Origin of the sequence: Mesorhizobium sp. WSM4983, assembly GCF_029625765.1 — a bacterium.
In the GTDB taxonomy this organism is placed as follows: domain Bacteria; phylum Pseudomonadota; class Alphaproteobacteria; order Rhizobiales; family Rhizobiaceae; genus Mesorhizobium.
In genome coordinates this window covers 813,947-833,349 of the sequence record NZ_JARTVM010000001.1, presented here as the reverse complement: position 1 = coordinate 833,349, position 19,403 = coordinate 813,947, and the positions used below count along the sequence as shown (strand labels likewise).

The following is a 19,403-nucleotide window of genomic DNA, read 5'->3' as shown; positions in this document are numbered from 1 at the left end:
GATGACCCACCGTATTCTGATTCTCGGCGGAACCACGGAGGCCCGGCAGCTGGCGGGCAAGCTGGCTCGCCGGAAGGATTTCTCGATCACGCTGTCGCTCGCCGGCCGCACCGAAAGCCCCATGGCGCAAGGCGTGCCCATGCGTAGCGGCGGCTTTGGCGGCATGCAGGGATTGGCCGCCTACCTCCATCGGGAACAGGTCGATCTGGTGGTCGACGCCACGCATCCTTACGCGGCCCGTATGTCGGCCAATGCCGCTGAGGCGGCCAGGCAAACCCGCGTGCCGATCGTTGCGCTGCGGCGTGCCGGCTGGGAGCCTGTCGCGGGTGATCGCTGGACTTTCGTGGAGAGCGTCGCTGAAGCGGCCAAGGCGCTTGGCACGGCGCCGCGACGAGTCTTGCTGGCGATCGGCCGGCAGGAAGCCGGCGCGTTCGAGGCCGCTCCGCAGCATCGCTATCTCATTCGCAGCGTCGACCCGATCGAGCCAAAGCTGGCTGTGCCTGACGCAGTTTACCTTCTGGCGCGCGGGCCGTTCCCCGAAGCGGACGAGCGCGCGCTGCTTGAAAAATACGCCATCGATACCGTCGTTTCGAAGAACAGCGGCGGCGAGGCGACCTACGGCAAGATCGCCGCGGCGCGCGCGCTCGGCATCGAGGTGATCATGGTGCGCAGGCCGCCGCTGCCTGACGTTGCGTCGGCCGAGACCGTCGATCAGCTGGCTGCGATGGTCGATCATTTTCTCGACCCAGTTGCCGAACGCGGCGTGTAGACCAGCGCGGGCTTGTCGCCGCGCTTGATGATGCGGGTCTCGGGCGAGCCGATGATGACGCAGGTCGACATGTCGGCCTTTGCCGCATCGGCGTCGGCGAGCAGAAACACCTCGATGCGCTCTTCGGGCCGGCCGGCGGCGCGGCCGAAGATCACCGGGGCGGTGCCCGGCAGAATGGCCTTCAGGCATTCGAAGGCGCGGCCGAGCTGCCAGGGGCGGGCCTTGCTGATCGGATTGTAGAGCGCAATGACGAAGCCGGCGCCGGCCGCCGCCAGCAGACGCAGCTCGATCAGCTCCCAGGGTTTTAGATTGTCGGAGAGCGAGATGGCGCAGAAATCATGGCCAAGCGGCGCGCCGATGCGGGCGGCGACCGCGAGCATGGCGGTGACGCCGGGAACGACCGCGAGGTCGATTGACCTCCATTCTGGCGGACCGGCTTCGATCGCCTCGCAGACGGCGGCCGCCATGGCGAATACGCCGGGATCGCCGCCGGACACGACAGCGACGCTGTGACCTTCGGCTGCCTTGGCCAGCGCCTCGTTCGAGCGGGCTAGCTCTTCGCGATTGTCGGAGGCGATGCGGGTCTGATCCTGTCGCAGCTCGAGCCGGTCGAGATAGGGCTTGTAGCCATAGAAGAAGGAGGCCTCCGTCACGGCGCGGATCGCCTCCGGCGTCACCTGATCGGCATTGCCGGGACCGAGGCCGATCACGGTGAGGCGGCCGCTCATGGCTTTGCTCCGGGAACTCCGGGACGCGCCGACCAGCCGGCAACCAGCACGATGGCGAAATAGGGGGCCCTGTCGTCCGGCTTTTCCGCGAGCCGCATCGAGACGCTGCCCGGCATGGTGCCGCGCTCGACATAGACGGCCTTCGCCAGCTTGCCGGTCGCTTCCAGCGCGCGGCGGATCTTCGGCAGATTGCGGCCGACTTTCATGATGACGGCGGCATCGGTATCGGCCAGCCGTCGCGTCAGCTCGAACTCGCTCATCGTGCCGGGAAGCACGGTCAGCACATCGTCGCCCTGGACGATCGGCAGGCCGGTCGCGGACCAACAGCCGGACATGGCGGTGATACCGGGAATGACTTCGGTCGGGAATCGGTGCGAGAGGCGCACATGGAGATGCATGTAAGAGCCGTAGAAAAGCGGATCGCCCTCCGACAGCACGGCCACCATCTTGCCGGCGCCGAGATGCCCGGCGACCTGTTCGGCGGACTGCTCATAGAAATCGGTGATCTGCGAGCGATAGTCGTCGTGATCCTTGTCGATCTCGGTCGTCACCGGATAGAGCAGCGGCAGCTCGACCATATCCGGGCGAAAGCGCGCCTCGACGATGGCGCGCGCGTTGCTGTTGTTGCCGCGCTTGGCGAAATAGGCGACAACGTCAGCCTCGGCCAGCGCGCGCGCCGCCTTCAGCGTCAACAGCTCCGGATCGCCGGGACCGGTGCCGACGCCGACGAGCCGGCCTTTGGGGAAAGCGTTCACAGGCCTGGCCTCGCCAATGCGTTGAGTGCTGCGGCCGTCATGGCGCTGCCGCCCAGCCTGCCGCGGACGATGGCGTAAGGCACACCGTAGGAGTTTTCCGCCAGTGCATCCTTGGATTCGGCAGCACCGACGAAACCAACCGGCATGCCGATGATGGCGGCCGGCTTCGGCGCGCCGTCGCGCAGTTTTTCGAGCAGATAGAACAGCGCGGTCGGTGCGTTGCCGATGGCGACCACCGAACCTGCCATGCGCTCGCTCCAAAGGTCGATAGCGGCGGCCGAGCGCGTGTTGCCGATTTCCTTGGCGATATCGACGGTGCGCGGGTCGCGCAGCGTGCAGATCACCTCGTTTCCGGCCGGCAGGCGGGCACGGGTGATGCCGTGGGCGACCATCTCGGCATCGCAGAAGATCGGCGCCCCGGCGGCAAGGGCGGCACGGGCCGCTTCAACGAAACCGCTGGAGAACACGAACTGGCTGGCTGCCTCGACCTGGCCGCAGGCGTGGATCATGCGGATCGCGACATCGGCCTCTGTCTCGGAAAAGCGCGACAAGTCCGCCTCGGCTCGGATGATGGCGAAAGAGCGCTCGTAGATCGCCATCCCGTCATGGATATAGTCGTAGGCGGCCATTCTTCAGTTCCGTCGATAGAGTTCGGCGATCTCAGTCGCGCCGAGCCTTGTGAGGCAAGCGGCGGCAGTCTCGCCGGGACGCCGTGCGTTGCGGATCGCCGCCGCAATGCCGGCGACCCCGCGCGCGGCGTCATAGCCCGGCCTGTATCCGGCAGGAAGGGTCTTTGCCGTCCCGTCCACGACAAGTCCGGCTCCGTTTTCGTCGCCGACCAGGGTGAGCCCCGCTGGGCCGGGATGGGCGCAGCCTTTGGCGCAGCCGGAAATGTGGAGGGTGAGGGAGGCATCGAAGAGATCGGGGCTTTCCGTTGCGATTTCTTCGGCGATGGCGCGGGTGGCGATGCGGCCGGAGGCGCAGGCGGGCGCTCCGGGGCAGGCGGCAATGCGGGTGCGCGGATCGGTGGGGGCGGTGATGAAGCCGAGGGCGGACGCGGAGGCTTGGAGAGAGGCGCTGGCGAATGGGGAGAGGTTGAGGAAAAGCAGGGCGCGGCCTGGGGCCAGGCGGATTTCGGTCGAGCCCAGATCTGAAGCCTGGGCGGCGAGGTCGATGAGGTTCTGTGCCGGCATGCTGCCGAAGGGCAGGCTGAAGCCGAGGGCGTGGCTGCTGCTCAGGTCGAAGAGGCCGATGGGCGAATGCTGGCGCCCTACGGCGCCCCCCTCTGTCCTGCCGGACATGTCCAGCAGGACAGAGGGGGGCGCGAAGGAATGCCAGCCTGCGAGAGAGGCCAACTGCCGCTCCGATAGATCCCTTGTGTGCGCCTCGCGGCCTTTCTCAGCGACCATCCTGAGCGCTGCGACGGCGATGTCGCGTGCCGCATCCGCGTCGACTGTCGCGAGCGGTCTTGCGTGGTGCGCGTCGCCCGGAACGGACATGCCCCATTTCACGCCAGCAGCAGTGTGCATTGCCTTCAACCGCACATCAGCTGTCACTGCGTCCAACGTCAACTGCCCGCCGCCGTCGACGACCACGGACACCTTCGGCCCCAACCGTCGAGTCAGCCCGGCCTCGTCAGCCGCCGCCCTGATCCGTTCCGCCAGCGGGCTCGGATCTGCAATCTCCTGCGGGTCGATACCCGCGAGCGGCCCGGTCTCCACCGGCACGCCCGTCCGCATGGCAATGCCCAGCGCATCCACTTCCGCCGCCAGCAGCCCAGCGCTGTCTGCGGTCAGGCCCCGGATCTGCAGGCTACCGCGAGCGGTCACTTCCATGATGCCGTTGCCGTGGCGCAAGGCGGATTCGCAAAGACCCATCAGCGACTTGGGTGCAAGCCCTCCAGCAACCGGATTGAGCCGCACCAGCAGGCCATCGCCGGTCTGCATCGGCGCAGACAAAGCAGGGCAGGCGCCACGGCGCGAGAAGGCGTTCATGCCGCCACCTCGCTTGCCTGCGACTCGGCGATCAAGGCCGTGAGATCGTCGTCGATGGAATTCCTGAGCGGATGCCAGAGACCGCGCCGCCGAGCGGCCAGGAATCGCTCGGCGATGACCTTCGCGGCGGCGGGATTTTCGCGCAGCAGGAAGGCTCGGACTTCCGCATCGCCGATATAGGCGTCGTGCACCGCCTCGATCAGCGCGCCCGATATGGCATGCGTGGTCTCGGCGAAGCCAACCAGGCGGTCGACCGTCTCGGCGAATTCCGAGGCGCCGCGGGGGCCGTGGCGCATCTGCCCGGCAATGAAGCGCGGATTGACGGCGCGGGCCCGCACCACGCGCGACACCGCTTCGCCGACCGATCGCGGCCTCGGCTTCTTAGGATCAGTCGTGTCGAGCACGATGACATCGGCATTCCTGCCAAGCGCGGCAAGTGCGGCCGAAAACCCGCCGATGAAGGCGACATCGGCCGAACCTTCGAGGATGTCGCGGCCCGGGTCGTCGCCGGTGTGGACAAGCAGGTCCGCCTCGGCGATGCGGCCCTCGAAGACGCCGGGCGCGGAGATAGCCTCACCTTCGGCGCCGCCATAGGCATGCGAGGTTGCTTCGAGATAGGCGCGGCCGATCTCTTCGCGCGCGCTCCATTCGCCGCGCGACAGCAATTCCTCGACCCCGGCGCCGTAAGTGCCGGGCGAGGTGCCGAAAATGCGCGGACCGATTTTGCCTTGGGCACGGGTCGCGGCGGCAAGCGGATTTTCCCAATCGTCCTCGTCGCGGCCGGCGACGGCGCTGGCCGCGGCGTCGATCAGCGCGATCTGGGTCGGGAACATATCGCGAAACAGGCCGGAGATGCGCCAGGTGACGTCGACGCGCGGGCGGCCGAGGGCGGCCGGCGGCATCACCTCGATGCCGGTGACGCGACCCGTGGCGGCATCCCATTGCGGCCGGCAGCCCATCAGCGCCAGGCCCTGCGCGATCTCCTCGCCGCCGGTGCGCAACGAGGCCGAGCCCCAGAGGTCGATGACCAGCGAGCGCGGCCAGTCGCCATGGCTCTGCATATAGCTGCGCACGACTTCTTCCGCCGCCGCCTGCCCGAGATCATAGGCCGTCGACGTCGGCATGGTGCGCGGATCGGAGGTGAAAAGGTTGCGGCCGGTGGGCAGCACGTCGGAACGACCGCGCGCCGGCGCGCCTGCCGGTCCGGCCTTGATGTGACGGCCGTCGAGCGCAGCGAGCAGGGCGTTTTTTTCGGTCTCGACGCTTTGGCGGCGCAGCGGATCGGCTTCGTCATCGGGCGCGCGGCCATAGACATGCAGCCCGTCCTTGACGGCAAAATCCTTGAGGTCGCACAGCCACGCGTCGATGCGGCGCAGCGCCTCGTCCGGCGCATCGGTTCCGGCAACTCCGGCTTCAGAAGCAAGGCCTGTCTTCTGCGCCGTTTCGACGATCAGCCTTGCAAGTCGGTCGCGGCGGCGGCGGTCGAGCCCGTCGGCTTGTGCGTATTCGTCGACCAGCCGCTCAAGCCTCTGTTGCGCCTCGTCGAGCCCGGCGCCGGTCAGCGGCGGCGGCAGGTGACCGAGCGTGACGGCCGCGATGCGGCGCTTGGCCTGCGCCGCCTCGCCGGGATTGGAGACGATGAAAGGATAGATGACGGGCAGAGAGCCGGTGACGATCTCAGGGAAGCAGTTGTCGGAGAGCGCGACCGTCTTGCCCGGCAGCCATTCCAGCGTGCCATGCGCGCCGACATGGACGATGGCGTGGACGCCGAGCGACTTTTGCAACCACAGGCCGAAGGCGATCAACTCGTGGCGCGGGGGAAGGGTCGGGTCATGGTAGTCGGCGCGGCGGTCTGCGGAGCGACCACGGTCGGGGGCCAGCGCCACGGTGACGTTGCCGAAGGCGGCGGCGCGGAAGGGGAAGCTTGCGGAAGGAGGCGCTTGAACACCCCCCTCTGTCCTGCCGGACATCTCCCCCTCAAGGGGGGAGATTGGCAGTTTCGCTGACGGCGCTTCTCCTCCAGCGTTGATGATTGGCGAAAGCATCGATGCAGGCGCAATCTCCCCCCTAGAGGGGGAGATGTCCGGCAGGACAGAGGGGGGCGCATTGACGTGAGCTTTGTCGTTGGCTCTCCCCCACGCTGCCTCAACCGTGTCGCGTGCACCTTCGGGAAGCGCTGCCGAAAAGGCGAGATATTCCTGTAAGGTGAGACCAAGTCCACCCACCTCCAACACATCCAGCAGCCCGCGTGGCGATTGTGGAATCCCATCAACCGCATAGCCCTGTTCCTTGAGGTCGTGCAGCATGGCGAGCACACTCGACGGAACGTCGAGGCCGACGGCATAGCCTGTACGTCCGGGCGCGCTTGGATAATCCGGAATCAGGATCGCCAGCTTGCGTTCCGCCCGCTGCGTCCGTTGAAGGCGGAGGAAGGCGGCGATGCGGGCGGCGACCTGGGCGACGCGATCCGCCTCGGGACGGTTGGCGAAGGCGCGGAAGGCCAGCGCCGGATCGGTGTCAATCTCGCCCTTGAAGGAAATCGCGCCGGCGAGGATACGGCCATCGAGCTCGGGCAGCACGACATGCATGGCAAGGTCGGCGGGCGCCAGGCCGCGCTGGTTTTTCTCCCAGACTTCGCGCCGCGTCGTGGCGACGATGACCTGGAACACGGGCACGCCGGCACGGTCGAAGAGCGTTTCGGCACCCGGCTCGGCACCGGAGGCGAAGGCGGTTGCAGTGACGATCGCGGACGGGTTCAGCGAGGCGATGGCGGTTTCGACGAAAGCCAGCGATACCGGGTCCTTGAGGCTCGAAACAAAGATCGGCATTGGCGTCATGCCCTGCGAGCGAAGGGCATCTGCGAGTGCATCGATTGGCGCGACGTCCGCGCCAAGCAGCATCGAGCGGTAGAAGAGGATGGGGATGACGGGGGCACCGACGCTGTCGATGTTGAGCTCCGCCACACCCCCCTCTCTCCTGTCGGACAGAGGGAGGTGTGACTGATCGCCGACGTTCAAGAAGACTGATTTCGCGACAACTCCGATTCCTGGTTGATAGTACCCCGCCTTCGGCACGCTCACCGGCTCGGCCACGGCCGTATCCGACCCGGCGAGCCTTGCCAGTCTTTGCACCAGCGCGCTCATGTTCGCCGGGCCGCCTTCGCGGAAATAGCCGAGCAGGGTGTCGAGTTCGGCGCGCGGCAGGGTCGAGGCTTCGATCAGCCGCTGGTCCTCGTCATGGCTTTCGCCCGGCAGCAGCGCCAGCTTGATGCCGCGCTCGCGTGCGACCGCGGCGAGCTGGTCGGAGCCATAGCGCCACCAGTCGTAGCCGCCCAGGATGCGGACGAGGACCACCTTGGCGTGACGGGCAACGCTGTCGATCCAGAGGTCCACCGACATCGGATGGCGGAGATCGCGAAGTGCTGCCAGCCGCATCGACGGCAGCCGCGCGGCGTCGGCCTTCCACGCAGCGGCGAGGCCGGCGAGATCGCTGTCGGTGAAGGACAGGGCCACGACATCCGCAGGCGTCTGCCTGAGGTCGATCGGCTCGGCGAGATCGTCGAGCGAGGCGGATGTCGTGGTGAGGATGTGCATCGCGGTTCGGTCTTGCCTCAGCCGGCGAGGATACGCTCGATCGCCGGGCGGTTCAGCCCCTTGAGGCCGATGACGACGAGCCGCGATCGGCGGTCGTCGTCCGGCGTCCAGGCGCGGTCGTAATAATGGTTGACGCGCGGGCCGACGGCCTGGAGCAGCAGCCGCATCGGCTTGCCGCCCACCTCGACAAAGCCTTTGACGCGCAGAACGTTTTCCTGCTCGGCGGCGAGGGCGACGCGCTTGGCCAGCTCGTCCGGACTGGCGATGGACGGGATATCGATGACGAAGGAGTCGAAATCGTCATGCTCATGGTCGAGCTCGTCGTCGTGATGGGTCTTGCGGTTCTCGATGTCGTCCTCGACCGCGAGACCAAGACCGAGCAGCACGGAGGGATCGACCTTGCCCTGCGCGGTCGGCACGACCTTGACGGCGCGCGCCACATGCTCGCCGATGACGGCATTGGCGCGGACTGAGCCCGCCGCGTCCATCAGATCGCTCTTCGACAGGATGATGAGGTCGGCGCAGGCGATCTGGTCCTCGAACACCTCTTCGACCGGATCGTCGTGGTCGAGGGAATCGTCGGCGGCGCGCTGCGCCTGCAGGGCGTCCATGTCGGAGGCGACGCGGCCGTCGGCCAGCGCCGGACCGTCCACCACGGCGATGACGCCATCGACGGTGACGCGGCTCTTCACCGTCGGCCAGTGGAAGGCCTGGACGAGCGGCTTCGGCAAAGCGAGGCCGGAGGTTTCGATCAGGATGTGGTCGACCTTCGGCGTGCGCGACAGGATCTGGTCGAGCGCCGGCACGAAATCGTCGGCGACGGTGCAGCAGATGCAGCCATTGGCGAGCTCGACGATATTTTCCTCTGGGCAGGTGTCGATGCCGCAGCCTTTCAGGATCTCGCCGTCGATGCCGACATCGCCGAATTCGTTGACGATGATCGCCAGCCGCTTGCCCTTGGCGTTTTCGAGCAGGTTGCGGATCAGCGTGGTCTTGCCGGCGCCGAGAAAGCCGGTGACGACAGTGCAGGGAACACGGGAGAGGGATGCGGTCATGTCAGTCCTTCAGCAGGTCGAGGGGAGGGATGCGGGCAACCAGGCCGCGCTTGAGGGAATCGGGCCGGCCTCGCCAGGGGATGAGGCCGTCGGTCGAGGTGGCAAAGAGCTTTGCGCCGATGACGAGGTCGGCGCCGCTGGTCGTTTCCAGGTCACCGAAGACATAGCTCCAGCAGCCGTCGCGCAGCAGCGCCGCGCTCAGGCGGCGTTTGCAATTGCCGAGACACTCGACGATGCGGATGCGGATTTTCTCGTCCGGCGCGGCGCGGCGCGCGTCTTCGGCAAGGAGGGCGCCGGCGCGCGGATGCGCGTCCGAACCGGTCTCATCGCGGCAGGAGGAGCAGACGATGACGGTCACTTCCGATAGCGCGTCGCGGGGTTCGGACGAAGTGTCCGCGGTATTAGCCGGAAAACTGACGTTGCGATCCAAAACCAGGCTCCTTGCCCGGAAAACCCGCCGAGCGATCGGATTCTCATGTCTCAGACGGCAGGTCTCCTGGCTCGCGGGTCGTCGCCTTACGCCGCCTTCCCGGGAAACATCCCAGTGGTTTTCGGCTGAGGCTCGTCGCTCACAGTTGCGGGGACAGCCGCGGATTTGGGTTTTCCCGCACCGCATTCCCTCTTGGCTCCTCCCCTTGCCGGGAGGAGACCGTCTGCGGCGGATTTAGGCTTAGAGGTGCTGGCATGTCAACGCGCGGCTACGACACCGAAATGTCGGCCAACGCCGGCCCAAGGTCGCCGGCCGGCGTCACCTCGATGGTTTCCAAGCCGAGCCATGCCTGCATCTGTTTCAACTCATCGAAGAGCTGTGCGGCCGTTTCGGCGGGAGCGCCGGCTTCGGCAAAAGCCGCATGGACGCGCAGCACGCCGGCCGGCCGGTCGGCTCTCAAATCGACCCGGGCAACGATCCGGTCGCCGAGCAGGAAAGGCAGCACGTAGTAGCCGTACTGGCGCTTCTCGGCCGGCGTGTAGATCTCGATGCGGTAGCGGAAGCCGAAGAGTTTTTCCGTCCGGGTGCGTTCGAATACCACCGGATCGAAGGGCGCGAGCAGGGCGCGGGCCTCGATCCGGCGCGGAAAGCGGGCGTCCTTGTGGAGATAGGCGGGCTTGTCCCAGCCTTCGACCTTCACCGGCAGCAGTTCGCCCATCTCGACCAGTTCCTCGATTCTGGCTCTCGTATCGCCAGGCGCCAGGCGGAAATAGTCACGCAGATCGCCATAGGTTGCGATGCCATGGGCGCGGGCGGAAATGCGCAGCAATTGGCGATGCGCGTCCTCGACCGAGGGCACCGGCAGGTCGAGGATGGCCTGCGGCAGAACCCGCTCGGGCAGGTCGTAATAGCGCTCGAATCCTCGCCGGTAGGCGGTGGTGATGCGCCCGGCCCAGAACAGCCATTCGAAAGCGTGCTTGGCCTCGCTCCAGCCCCACCATCCGCCATTGCCCTTGTGGCCTTCGATGTCGGAGGCGGCGATCGGCCCGCGTTCCGCGACTTGCCCGTAGATCTCCTCGATCATCGCCTTGCGCTCGCGGCCCCATTTGGCGAGGCCGAGATACATTTCCTCGCCTTTCTCGGCCCGCTGCATGCGCCAGCGCATCAACGGATAGGTCTCGACGGGCAGGAAGGAAGCCTCATGGGCCCAGTATTCGAAGACGGTTCGCTTGCGCGTGACGGCCGCGTTGTCGAGCAGCGCAAGCGGGTAGGGGCCGAGGCGCGAGTAGAGCGGCATATAGTGGGCGCGCACCACGGCGCTGACGGAATCGATCTGCAGCAGGCCAGTTCGGGAAAGCACGCGGGCGAGATGGCGACGATCGGGAGTGCCGGCAGGCCGCGCATCGGTAAAACCCTGCGCGCCGAGCGCAATGCGCCTTGCTGCGGCGAGCGAGATCTTTTCTTTCATCCAGCTACCTTGCCCTGATCCTTTGCCGGGGTTTCCAGTCGGTGATTCCGGCCATGCTAGCAGGCAAATGGCGGGAGATATGTCAGGATAGAAAAGTGGAGTAAAACATGAAGGAAATCAAACAGGAGCGGATCGGACCAGTTTCTTCCGATATGGCGTCCAGGGCCGGATTTTGAAGAAGGTTTGACTTGCGTCGCCGAAACCGCTGCGCTAACCCTCGCCGCGTCGCAGCATAGGCCACCTAAAACGGTTCAGCGGGTTAAACTGTCACGCTTCCGCCTTAGAGTCCGTTGCTGTAATCAAAGTGAACTGGCCGCCGAAGGAAAGCCGCCGCATGAGCGCACTCCTAAGTTCGTATCTGCCCATCGTGCTCTTCATCGCAGTGGCGATGGTCGTCGGCCTGGCGCTGATCGTTGCGCCGTTCCTGGTTGCCTACCGCAATCCCGATCCGGAAAAGCTTTCCGCCTATGAATGCGGGTTCAACTCATTCGACGACGCCCGCATGAAGTTCGACATCCGCTTCTACCTGGTGTCGATCCTGTTCATCATCTTCGATCTCGAGGTCGCCTTCCTGTTCCCGTGGGCGGTGTCCTTCTCCAAGCTCGGCATGCTCGGCTTCTGGTCGATGATGGTGTTCCTGGCGGTGCTGACCATCGGCTTTGCCTATGAATGGAAAAAAGGAGCGCTGGAATGGGATTGAACGACAGTTCAGGCACCCTCGTCGCGCCGAAGCCCAAGGGCATCATCGATCCCAACACCGGCAGGCCGGTGGGGGAGGACGATCCCTTCTTCCTCGAGATCAATAATGAGCTGGCCGACAAGGGCTTCCTTGTCACCTCGACCGAGGCGCTGATCACTTGGGCGCGCAGCGGCTCGCTGATGTTCATGACCTTCGGTCTCGCCTGCTGCGCGGTCGAGATGATCCACACCTCGATGCCGCGCTATGACTCGGAGAGGTTCGGCGTCGCGCCGCGCGCGTCTCCGCGCCAGTCCGATATCATGATCGTCGCGGGCACACTGACCAACAAGATGGCGCCGGCGCTGCGCAAGGTCTACGACCAGATGCCGGAGCCGCGCTACGTCATCTCGATGGGTTCGTGCGCCAATGGCGGCGGCTATTATCACTATTCCTATTCGGTAGTGCGCGGCTGCGACCGCATCGTGCCGGTCGACATCTATGTCCCCGGCTGCCCGCCGAGCGCCGAAGCGCTGCTCTACGGCATTCTCCTGTTGCAGAAGAAGATCCGCCGCACCGGCACGATCGAACGGTGAACCAATGGCCTTGGCGTTGCACGAACTCTCCACCTATCTCGGCGAGAAGCTCTCCGGCCGCATCGGCGAAACGGTGCTTGCGTATGGCGAACTGACGGTTTGCGTCGAGCCAGGCAACCTGACCGAGGTCGCGACCCTCCTGCGCGACGACCCGCGCTGCCAGTTCGTCTCGATCATCGACATTTGCGGCGCCGACTATCCGTCGCGTGCCAAGCGCTTCGACGTCGTCTACCACCTGTTGTCGCCGAAGCAGAACGTCCGCATCCGCCTCAAGGTCCAGGCCGACGAGGAGACGCTGGTGCCGTCGCTGACCGGCGTCTATCCCGGCGCCGACTGGTTCGAGCGCGAGACCTATGATCTCTACGGCGTGCTGTTCTCGGGCCATCCGGACCTGCGCCGCATCCTCACCGACTACGGCTTTGAAGGGCATCCGCTGCGCAAGGACTTCCCGCTGACCGGCTTCGTCGAGGTTCGCTACGACGACGAGGCCAAGCGAGTCATCTATGAGCCGGTGGAATTGAAGCAGGAATTTAGAAACTTTGACTTTTTGAGCCCATGGGAGGGAACGGATTACGTCCTTCCGGGCGATGAAAAGGCGAAGCCAAATTGAGGCGCCACAATGGCTGAAACCTCCGTCCGCAATTTTAACATTAACTTTGGGCCTCAACACCCTGCTGCGCACGGGGTTTTGCGTCTCGTGCTGGAGCTGGACGGCGAGGTGGTCGATCGCGTCGATCCGCATATCGGCCTGCTGCATCGCGGTACCGAGAAGCTGATCGAGGCCAAGACCTATCTGCAGGCGGTGCCCTATCTCGATCGGCTCGACTATTGCGCGCCGATGAACCAGGAGCATGCCTTCGCGCTCGCGGCCGAGCGCCTGCTCGGCATCGAGGTGCCGAAGCGCGGCCAGCTGATCCGCGTGCTCTATTCCGAAATGGGCCGCATCATGTCGCACATCCTCAATGTGACGACGCAGGCGATGGACGTCGGCGCGCTGACGCCGCCTCTGTGGGGCTTCGTCGAGCGCGAGAAGCTGATGGTGTTTTATGAGCGCGCCTCCGGCTCGCGCATGCATGCGGCCTACTTCCGGCCAGGCGGCGTGCATCAGGACCTGCCGCAGAGGCTGATCGAGGATATCGGCAAGTGGATCGATCCGTTCCTGAAGTCGGTCGACGACCTTGACGCCTTGCTCACCGGCAACCGCATCTTCAAGCAGCGCAATGTCGACATCGGCACGGTGTCGCTCGCCGACGCCTGGGCCTGGGGTTTTTCGGGCGTGATGGTGCGCGGCTCGGGTGCCGCCTGGGACCTGCGCAAGGCGCAGCCCTATGAATGCTATTCCGAGATGGATTTCGACATCCCGATCGGCAAGAACGGCGACTGCTACGACCGCTATCTCGTGCGCATGGAAGAGATGCGCCAATCGGCCAAGATCATGCGCCAGTGCGTCGAACTTCTGCTCGGCAAGGAGAGCGCCGGACCGGTGTCGAACCTCGACGGCAAGGTGGTGCCGCCGAAGCGCGCGGCGATGAAGCGCTCGATGGAAGCGCTCATCCATCATTTCAAGCTCTATACCGAGGGCTATCGCGTGCCGGCCGGCGAGGTCTATGCGGCTGTCGAGGCGCCGAAGGGCGAGTTCGGCGTCTATCTCGTCTCCGACGGCACCAATAAGCCCTATCGCTGCAAGCTGCGCGCGCCGGGTTTTGCGCATCTGCAGGCCATGGATTTCCTGTGCCGCGGCCACATGCTGGCCGACGTCACCGCCGTGCTTGGCTCCCTCGACATCGTGTTTGGTGAGGTCGATCGCTAAATGTCAGTCCGCCGTCTCGCAGATGCCAGCGTCCAGCCAGCCTCCTTCGCCTTCAACGAGGCGAACGCCGCGGCGGCACAGCAGTGGATCGCCAAATACCCAAAGGGACGCGAGCAGTCGGCCATCATCCCGTTGCTCATGATCGCTCAGGAACAGGAAGGCTGGGTGACGAAGGCGGCGATCGAGACGATCTCGGATATGCTCGGCATGCCGCGCATCCGCGGCCTCGAGGTCGCGACCTTCTACACGCAATACCAGCTCAATCCGGTCGGCACCCGCGCCCATATCCAGGTCTGCGGCACCACGCCCTGCATGCTGCGCGGCTCGGAAGCGCTGATGGATGTGTGCCGGTCTAAGATCCATCACGACCAGTTCAATACCAACGACAAGGGCACGCTGTCGTGGGAGGAGGTCGAATGCCTCGGCGCCTGCGTCAACGCGCCGATGGTCATGATCTTCAAGGACACGTTCGAAGACCTGACGCCGGAGCGCCTTGCCGAGATCATCGATCTCTATGAAGCCGGCAAAGGCGCCGAGGTGAAGCCCGGTCCGCAGAACGGCCGCACCGGTTCGGAGCCGGCCACGGGCCTGACGACGCTGAAGAGCGAGAAGGCAATCCTGAAATCCACCCGCGACAAGGAAGCCAAGGCCGCCGCGAAGGCAGCCAGGCAAGCCGCTGCCGCAGCGCCGGCTGCTGCATCCGCCGCCGTCGTCTCGCAGGCGCCTGCCGCGCCGCCCCCGGCCCCTGTCGGGCCATCGAAATCCGGCAAGCCGAAAACCGACGCGCCCGAAACCAGTCCGGCACTAAGGACACCGTCGCCGGTCAAGGTTTCGCCCGCCACCGAGAAGGCGGCCAGCGTCAGGGCGCCGCGCCACTCCGCAGCCAATGCCAACCAGGCTTCTCCGGAAGTCGAGGCGGTTTCGAAGCCGCGCAGCGGGCGAAAGGCCAAGGCCGAGCCGGCGTCCGCCTTCAAGTCGCCGGAAGCGAAGCAGCCTGCGACCAAGACGGCCAAGCCTTCGCTCGAGGACAAGAACCGCCCGGCTGGGATCGCGCGTCCGGCAACGGTCGACGATCTGAAGCTGATCTCCGGTGTCGGTCCGAAGATCGAAGGCGTCCTGCATTCGCTTGGCATTTATACTTTCGCGCAGGTCTCTGCGTGGAGGAAGGCCGAGCGCGAATGGGTCGACGGCTATCTCAATTTCCGCGGCCGTATCGAGCGCGACGACTGGGTGAAGCAGGCCAAGGCGCTCGCCAAGGGCGGCGTCGCCGAGTACATCCGCGTCTTCGGCAAGAAGCCGGTCTGAGGGACGAACAATGCTTCAGGACAAAGACCGCATCTTCACCAACATCTACGGCCTCTTCGACAAGTCGCTGGCCGGAGCGCAGGCGCGCGGCATGTGGGACGATACACCCGGCCTGATCGCCAAGGGACGCGACTGGATCATCAACGAAATGAAGGCAAGCGGCCTGCGCGGCCGTGGCGGCGCCGGCTTCCCGACCGGCCTGAAATGGTCGTTCATGCCCAAGCAGAGCGATGGCCGGCCGAGCTATCTCGTCATCAATGCCGACGAATCCGAGCCCGGCACCTGCAAGGACCGTGACATTCTGCGCAACGATCCGCATACGCTGGTCGAGGGCGCGCTGGTCGCCGGTTTCGCCATGGGCGCGGTCGCTGCTTACATCTATGTGCGCGGCGAGTTCATCCGCGAGCGCGAGGCGCTGCAGCGCGCCATCGACGAGGCTTATGCGGCCAAGCTCATTGGCAAGAACAACACCTCCGGCTACGACTTCGACGTCTATATGCACCACGGCGCCGGCGCCTATATTTGCGGCGAGGAGACGGCGCTGCTCGAAAGCCTCGAGGGCAAGAAGGGCCAGCCGCGGCTAAAGCCGCCGTTCCCGGCCAATGTCGGCCTTTATGGCTGCCCGACCACGGTCAACAACGTCGAATCCATCGCCGTCGCGCCGACGATCCTGCGCCGGGGTGCTGCCTGGTTCTCGTCCTTCGGCCGGCCGAACAATGCCGGGACCAAGCTCTTCTGCGTGTCCGGCCACGTCAACAATCCGTGCACCTTCGAAGAGGCGATGTCGATCCCGTTCCGCGAACTGATCGAGACGCATTGCGGCGGCATTCGCGGCGGCTGGGACAATCTGCTCGCGGTCATCCCGGGGGGCGCTTCGGTGCCGCTGGTGCCGGCCGAGCAGATCATCGACGCGCCGATGGATTTCGATGCGCTGCGCGACCTCAAATCCGGCCTCGGCACGGCGGCCGTCATCGTCATGGACAAGTCGACCGATATCGTGAAGGCGATCGCCAGGCTTTCCTACTTCTACAAGCATGAGAGCTGCGGCCAGTGCACGCCGTGCCGCGAAGGCACCGGCTGGATGTGGCGGGTGATGGAAAGGCTGGTGCGCGGCGAAGCGCAGAAGCGCGAGATCGACATGCTGCTCGATGTCACCAAGCAGGTGGAAGGTCACACGATCTGCGCGCTGGGCGATGCCGCGGCCTGGCCGATCCAGGGCCTGATGCGGCATTTCCGTGGCGAGGTGGAGCGCCGCATCGACGAGTTTTCGCGCAACGCGCACCGGGTCGAGCCGGTGATGGCGGCGGCGGAATAGATTTGCAAGACGGGCATTGCCCGGGACGGAAAGCAGGGGCGGGGCGTACGAAGAAACGACCAGGAGATGTCTATGGCGCCGTATTCGATAGCCTACCCGCTGATGCCTTATTTGGACGAACTCGAGAAGATGAACCCGGACCTGATCAAGATGATGCCGAGGGAGATGGCCAGCGCCGTCAACCTGATGGCGCATCCTGTCGCGGGCGTGGCTGCACTATCGGCGGTAGGCATCGGTTTCGCCAACCATGCCCTGGGTGTCTGGGTGGGCGCGTTCTCCGGCGCCGTCGAAGCCTCGCAGCGCATGCTCCAGCCGTTCCTCGACGATCTCGAGGCGCGGACCGAAGCCGCCAACAATTCGTCCAAGGCGCGCAAAGCGACCGAGACGCTGATCGCCGAGGCGCAGACCTTCGCCAGGGATGTGACCGACATCGCGGCGAACGCCAGCGCTGAGAAGGCGCTCGACGCGAGAGGCGACACGGTAGCCGGAGCGGCCGCGACCGGTCTGATGCCGGAAGATTTCAGGCAGCCCAAGGCGATCGACAAGCCGGCAAAGCCGTCCGACCTGAAGGCGATATCGGGCATCGGGCCGAAGCTGGAGAAGGTGCTGAATGGTCTTGGCATCTGGTCCTACGACCAGATCGCTGCCTGGACCGCGGAAGAGATCGCCTGGGTCGAGGATTACCTGTCGCTCGCCGGCCGCGTCGGCCGCGACGACTGGACTGGCCAAGCGGCGGCGCTGGCCGCCAAATAGTGAGATGAAATGCCGGGCGCAGTCGCGCCCCGGAACGAAAGAATGCGGGAAATCCGCGAGGGTTTGAGGCGAATGGCAAAGCTCAAGGTCGACGGGAAAGAGATCACGGTACCCGACCATTACACGCTGCTGCAGGCGGCCGAGGACGCCGGCGCGGAAGTGCCGCGCTTCTGCTTCCATGAGCGGTTGTCCATCGCCGGCAATTGCCGCATGTGCCTGATCGAGGTGAAGGGTGGCCCGCCCAAGCCGCAGGCCTCCTGCGCCATGGGCGTGCGCGACCTGCGCCCCGGCCCGAATGGCGAAGCGCCGGAAATCTTCACCAACACGCCGATGGTCAAGAAGGCCCGCGAAGGCGTGATGGAGTTCCTGCTGATCAACCATCCGCTGGATTGCCCGATCTGCGACCAGGGCGGCGAGTGCGACCTGCAGGACCAGGCGATGGCCTTCGGCGTTGACTCCTCGCGCTACCATGAGAACAAGCGGGCGGTCGAAGACAAGTATATCGGTCCGCTGGTCAAGACGGTGATGAACCGCTGCATCCACTGCACGCGCTGCGTCCGCTTCACCACCGAGGTCGCCGGCATCTCCGAACTCGGCCTGATCGGCCGCGGCGAGGATGCCGAGATCACCACCTATCTCGAACAGGCGATGACCTCGGAGCTCCAGGGCAACGTCATCGACCTTTGCCCGGTCGGCGCGCTGACCTCCAAGCCGTTCGCCTTCCAGGCGCGGCCGTGGGAGCTGACCAAGACGGAGTCGATCGACGTCATGGACGCCGTCGGCTCGGCGATCCGCGTCGATAGCCGCGGCCGCGAGGTGATGCGCATCCTGCCGCGCGTCAACGAGGCCGTGAACGAGGAGTGGATCTCGGACAAGACGCGCTTCATCTGGGATGGCCTGCGCACCCAGCGCCTCGATCGTCCCTACGTTCGCAACAACGGCAAGCTTGCTCCGGCAAGCTGGGCGGAAGCCTTCACGGCGATCAAGAACGAGGTGTCGAAGACCGCGCCCGAGCGCATCGGCGCCATCGCCGGCGACCTCGCCGCGGTCGAGGAAATCTATGCGCTCAAGCTTTTGATGGCGGCGCTCGGCTCCAAGAACATCGACTGCCGCCAGGACGGCGCTGCGCTCGATCCATCGCTCGGCCGTGCCAGCTACATCTTCAATCCGACCATCGAAGGCATCGAGCAGGCCGACGCGGTGCTGATCGTCGGCGCCAATCCGCGCTTCGAGGCCTCGGTGCTCAACGCCCGCATCCGCAAGCGCTGGCGCGTCGGCAACCTGCCGATCGGCGTCATCGGCGAGATCGGCGACACGCGTTATGACTACGAGCTAATCGGCGCCGGCCCAGAGTCCTTGAAGGACTTGGCCGACGGCAACGGCAAGTTCTTCGAGGTGCTGAAGAATGCAGCGCATCCGCTGATCATCGTCGGCCAGGGCGCCCTGGCGCGCTCGGACGGCGCGGCAGTGCTCGGCCAGGCGGCAAGGCTGGCGATGGCCGTCAATGCCGTCACGGCCGAGTGGAACGGCTTCGCGGTGCTGCACAACGCGGCGGCCAGAGTCGGCGGGCTCGACGTCGGCTTCGTGCCGGGCGAGGGCGGCAAGAATGTCGCCGGCATGCTGGGCGCGACGGATCTCCTGTTCCTGCTTGGCGCCGACGAGATCGACATGGCCAGGACCGGCGGCGCCTTCGTCGTCTATATCGGCACGCATGGCGATGTGGGCGCACACCGCGCCAATGTCATCCTGCCGGCTGCTGCCTACACCGAAAAGTCCGGCACCTATGTGAACACGGAAGGCCGCGTGCAGCAGACCAACCGCGCCGGTTTCGCCCCGGGCGAAGCGCGCGAGGACTGGGCGATCCTGCGGGCGCTGTCGGATGTGCTCGGCAAGAAGCTGCCCTTCGATTCGCTGGCGCAGCTGCGCGCGAAGCTCTATGGCGAATACCCCCATCTTGCCCGCGTCGATCATGTCGCGGCGGGCAGCGCCGACGGCGTTGCCAGGGCGGCGAAGCTCGGCGGACGCTTGAACAAGGGCACCTTCACCTCGCCGGTGAAGGACTTCTATCTCACCAACCCGATCGCGCGGGCCTCGGCCGTGATGGCTGAGTGCTCGGCGCTGGCCAAGAGCGGCTTCAAGCAGGCGGCGGAATAAGC

The 19,403-nt window shown here is 65.6% G+C and carries 17 protein-coding genes and 1 riboswitch; of the genes, 9 read left to right on the top strand and 8 right to left on the bottom strand.

Going from position 1 to position 19,403, the window contains the following annotated elements; all coding sequences use genetic code 11:
* Position 1 precedes the first annotated feature (1 nt).
* Positions 2 to 769: a cobalt-precorrin-6A reductase gene (locus P9254_RS04180; protein WP_278053626.1), complete on the top strand. Its 768-nt coding sequence runs from the start codon at positions 2 to 4 to the stop codon at positions 767 to 769.
* Here P9254_RS04180 and P9254_RS04175 read toward each other — a convergent pair.
* The 8 genes from P9254_RS04175 to P9254_RS04140 form a co-directional block, all read right to left on the bottom strand.
* The gene (locus P9254_RS04175) at positions 733 to 1,497 is read right to left on the bottom strand and encodes a precorrin-3B C(17)-methyltransferase (protein WP_278053627.1); all 765 of its coding nucleotides are present in this window, start codon (positions 1,495 to 1,497) and stop codon (positions 733 to 735) included. The two genes, P9254_RS04180 and P9254_RS04175, sit on opposite strands and share 37 nt — an antisense overlap.
* Positions 1,494 to 2,252: a precorrin-2 C(20)-methyltransferase gene (locus P9254_RS04170; protein WP_278053628.1), complete on the bottom strand. Its 759-nt coding sequence runs from the start codon at positions 2,250 to 2,252 to the stop codon at positions 1,494 to 1,496. The genes P9254_RS04175 and P9254_RS04170 overlap by 4 nt, the downstream gene beginning before the upstream one ends.
* Positions 2,249 to 2,881, bottom strand: coding sequence for a precorrin-8X methylmutase (locus P9254_RS04165; RefSeq protein WP_095779767.1), 633 nt, complete (start codon positions 2,879 to 2,881; stop codon positions 2,249 to 2,251). The genes P9254_RS04170 and P9254_RS04165 overlap by 4 nt, the downstream gene beginning before the upstream one ends.
* Before the next feature lie 3 nt (positions 2,882 to 2,884).
* Positions 2,885 to 4,246, bottom strand: a complete 1,362-nt coding sequence (cobG, locus tag P9254_RS04160) for a precorrin-3B synthase (protein ID WP_278053629.1) — start codon at positions 4,244 to 4,246, stop codon at positions 2,885 to 2,887.
* Entirely contained in the window at positions 4,243 to 7,839 is a 3,597-nt protein-coding gene (cobN, locus tag P9254_RS04155; RefSeq protein ID WP_278053630.1) for a cobaltochelatase subunit CobN, read from the bottom strand. Before cobN ends, cobG begins: the two co-directional genes overlap by 4 nt.
* Before the next feature lie 17 nt (positions 7,840 to 7,856).
* On the bottom strand, positions 7,857 to 8,894 hold the full coding sequence (gene cobW / locus P9254_RS04150; protein ID WP_278053631.1) for a cobalamin biosynthesis protein CobW: 1,038 nt from the start codon (positions 8,892 to 8,894) through the stop codon (positions 7,857 to 7,859).
* A gap of 1 nt (position 8,895) precedes the next feature.
* Complete coding sequence (locus P9254_RS04145) at positions 8,896 to 9,324, bottom strand: DUF1636 family protein (protein ID WP_278053068.1); 429 nt, start codon at positions 9,322 to 9,324, stop codon at positions 8,896 to 8,898.
* Positions 9,325 to 9,363: 39 nt separating this feature from the next.
* Positions 9,364 to 9,563: riboswitch (cobalamin riboswitch) on the bottom strand.
* A 29-nt stretch (positions 9,564 to 9,592) separates the two neighbouring features.
* Positions 9,593 to 10,792 (bottom strand): winged helix-turn-helix domain-containing protein, encoded by a 1,200-nt coding sequence (locus P9254_RS04140; RefSeq protein ID WP_278053633.1) that lies wholly within the window; start codon positions 10,790 to 10,792, stop codon positions 9,593 to 9,595.
* A 334-nt stretch (positions 10,793 to 11,126) separates the two neighbouring features.
* Between P9254_RS04140 and P9254_RS04135 the strand changes: the two genes are divergently transcribed.
* The 8 genes from P9254_RS04135 to nuoG all read left to right on the top strand — a co-directional run bounded on the left by P9254_RS04135 (position 11,127) and on the right by nuoG (position 19,401).
* Entirely contained in the window at positions 11,127 to 11,492 is a 366-nt protein-coding gene (locus tag P9254_RS04135) for an NADH-quinone oxidoreductase subunit A (protein WP_027169002.1), read from the top strand.
* Entirely contained in the window at positions 11,483 to 12,064 is a 582-nt protein-coding gene (locus tag P9254_RS04130) for a NuoB/complex I 20 kDa subunit family protein (protein ID WP_013531090.1), read from the top strand. Before P9254_RS04135 ends, P9254_RS04130 begins: the two co-directional genes overlap by 10 nt.
* A gap of 4 nt (positions 12,065 to 12,068) precedes the next feature.
* Positions 12,069 to 12,674, top strand: a complete 606-nt coding sequence (locus tag P9254_RS04125; protein WP_278053635.1) for an NADH-quinone oxidoreductase subunit C — start codon at positions 12,069 to 12,071, stop codon at positions 12,672 to 12,674.
* Between the two features lie 9 nt (positions 12,675 to 12,683).
* The gene (locus P9254_RS04120; protein ID WP_127240924.1) at positions 12,684 to 13,874 is read left to right on the top strand and encodes an NADH-quinone oxidoreductase subunit D; all 1,191 of its coding nucleotides are present in this window, start codon (positions 12,684 to 12,686) and stop codon (positions 13,872 to 13,874) included.
* Positions 13,875 to 15,179 (top strand): NADH-quinone oxidoreductase subunit E, encoded by a 1,305-nt coding sequence (locus tag P9254_RS04115; RefSeq protein ID WP_278053638.1) that lies wholly within the window; start codon positions 13,875 to 13,877, stop codon positions 15,177 to 15,179.
* 10 nt (positions 15,180 to 15,189) lie between these two features.
* Complete coding sequence (nuoF, locus tag P9254_RS04110) at positions 15,190 to 16,494, top strand: NADH-quinone oxidoreductase subunit NuoF (protein WP_066998771.1); 1,305 nt, start codon at positions 15,190 to 15,192, stop codon at positions 16,492 to 16,494.
* A gap of 72 nt (positions 16,495 to 16,566) precedes the next feature.
* Positions 16,567 to 17,247 carry an NADH-ubiquinone dehydrogenase gene (locus tag P9254_RS04105; protein ID WP_278053640.1) on the top strand — a complete coding sequence of 227 codons (681 nt, stop codon included), beginning with the start codon at positions 16,567 to 16,569 and terminating at the stop codon, positions 17,245 to 17,247.
* A 72-nt stretch (positions 17,248 to 17,319) separates the two neighbouring features.
* Positions 17,320 to 19,401, top strand: a complete 2,082-nt coding sequence (gene nuoG, locus P9254_RS04100; protein WP_278053642.1) for an NADH-quinone oxidoreductase subunit NuoG — start codon at positions 17,320 to 17,322, stop codon at positions 19,399 to 19,401.
* Positions 19,402 to 19,403: the final 2 nt, after the last annotated feature.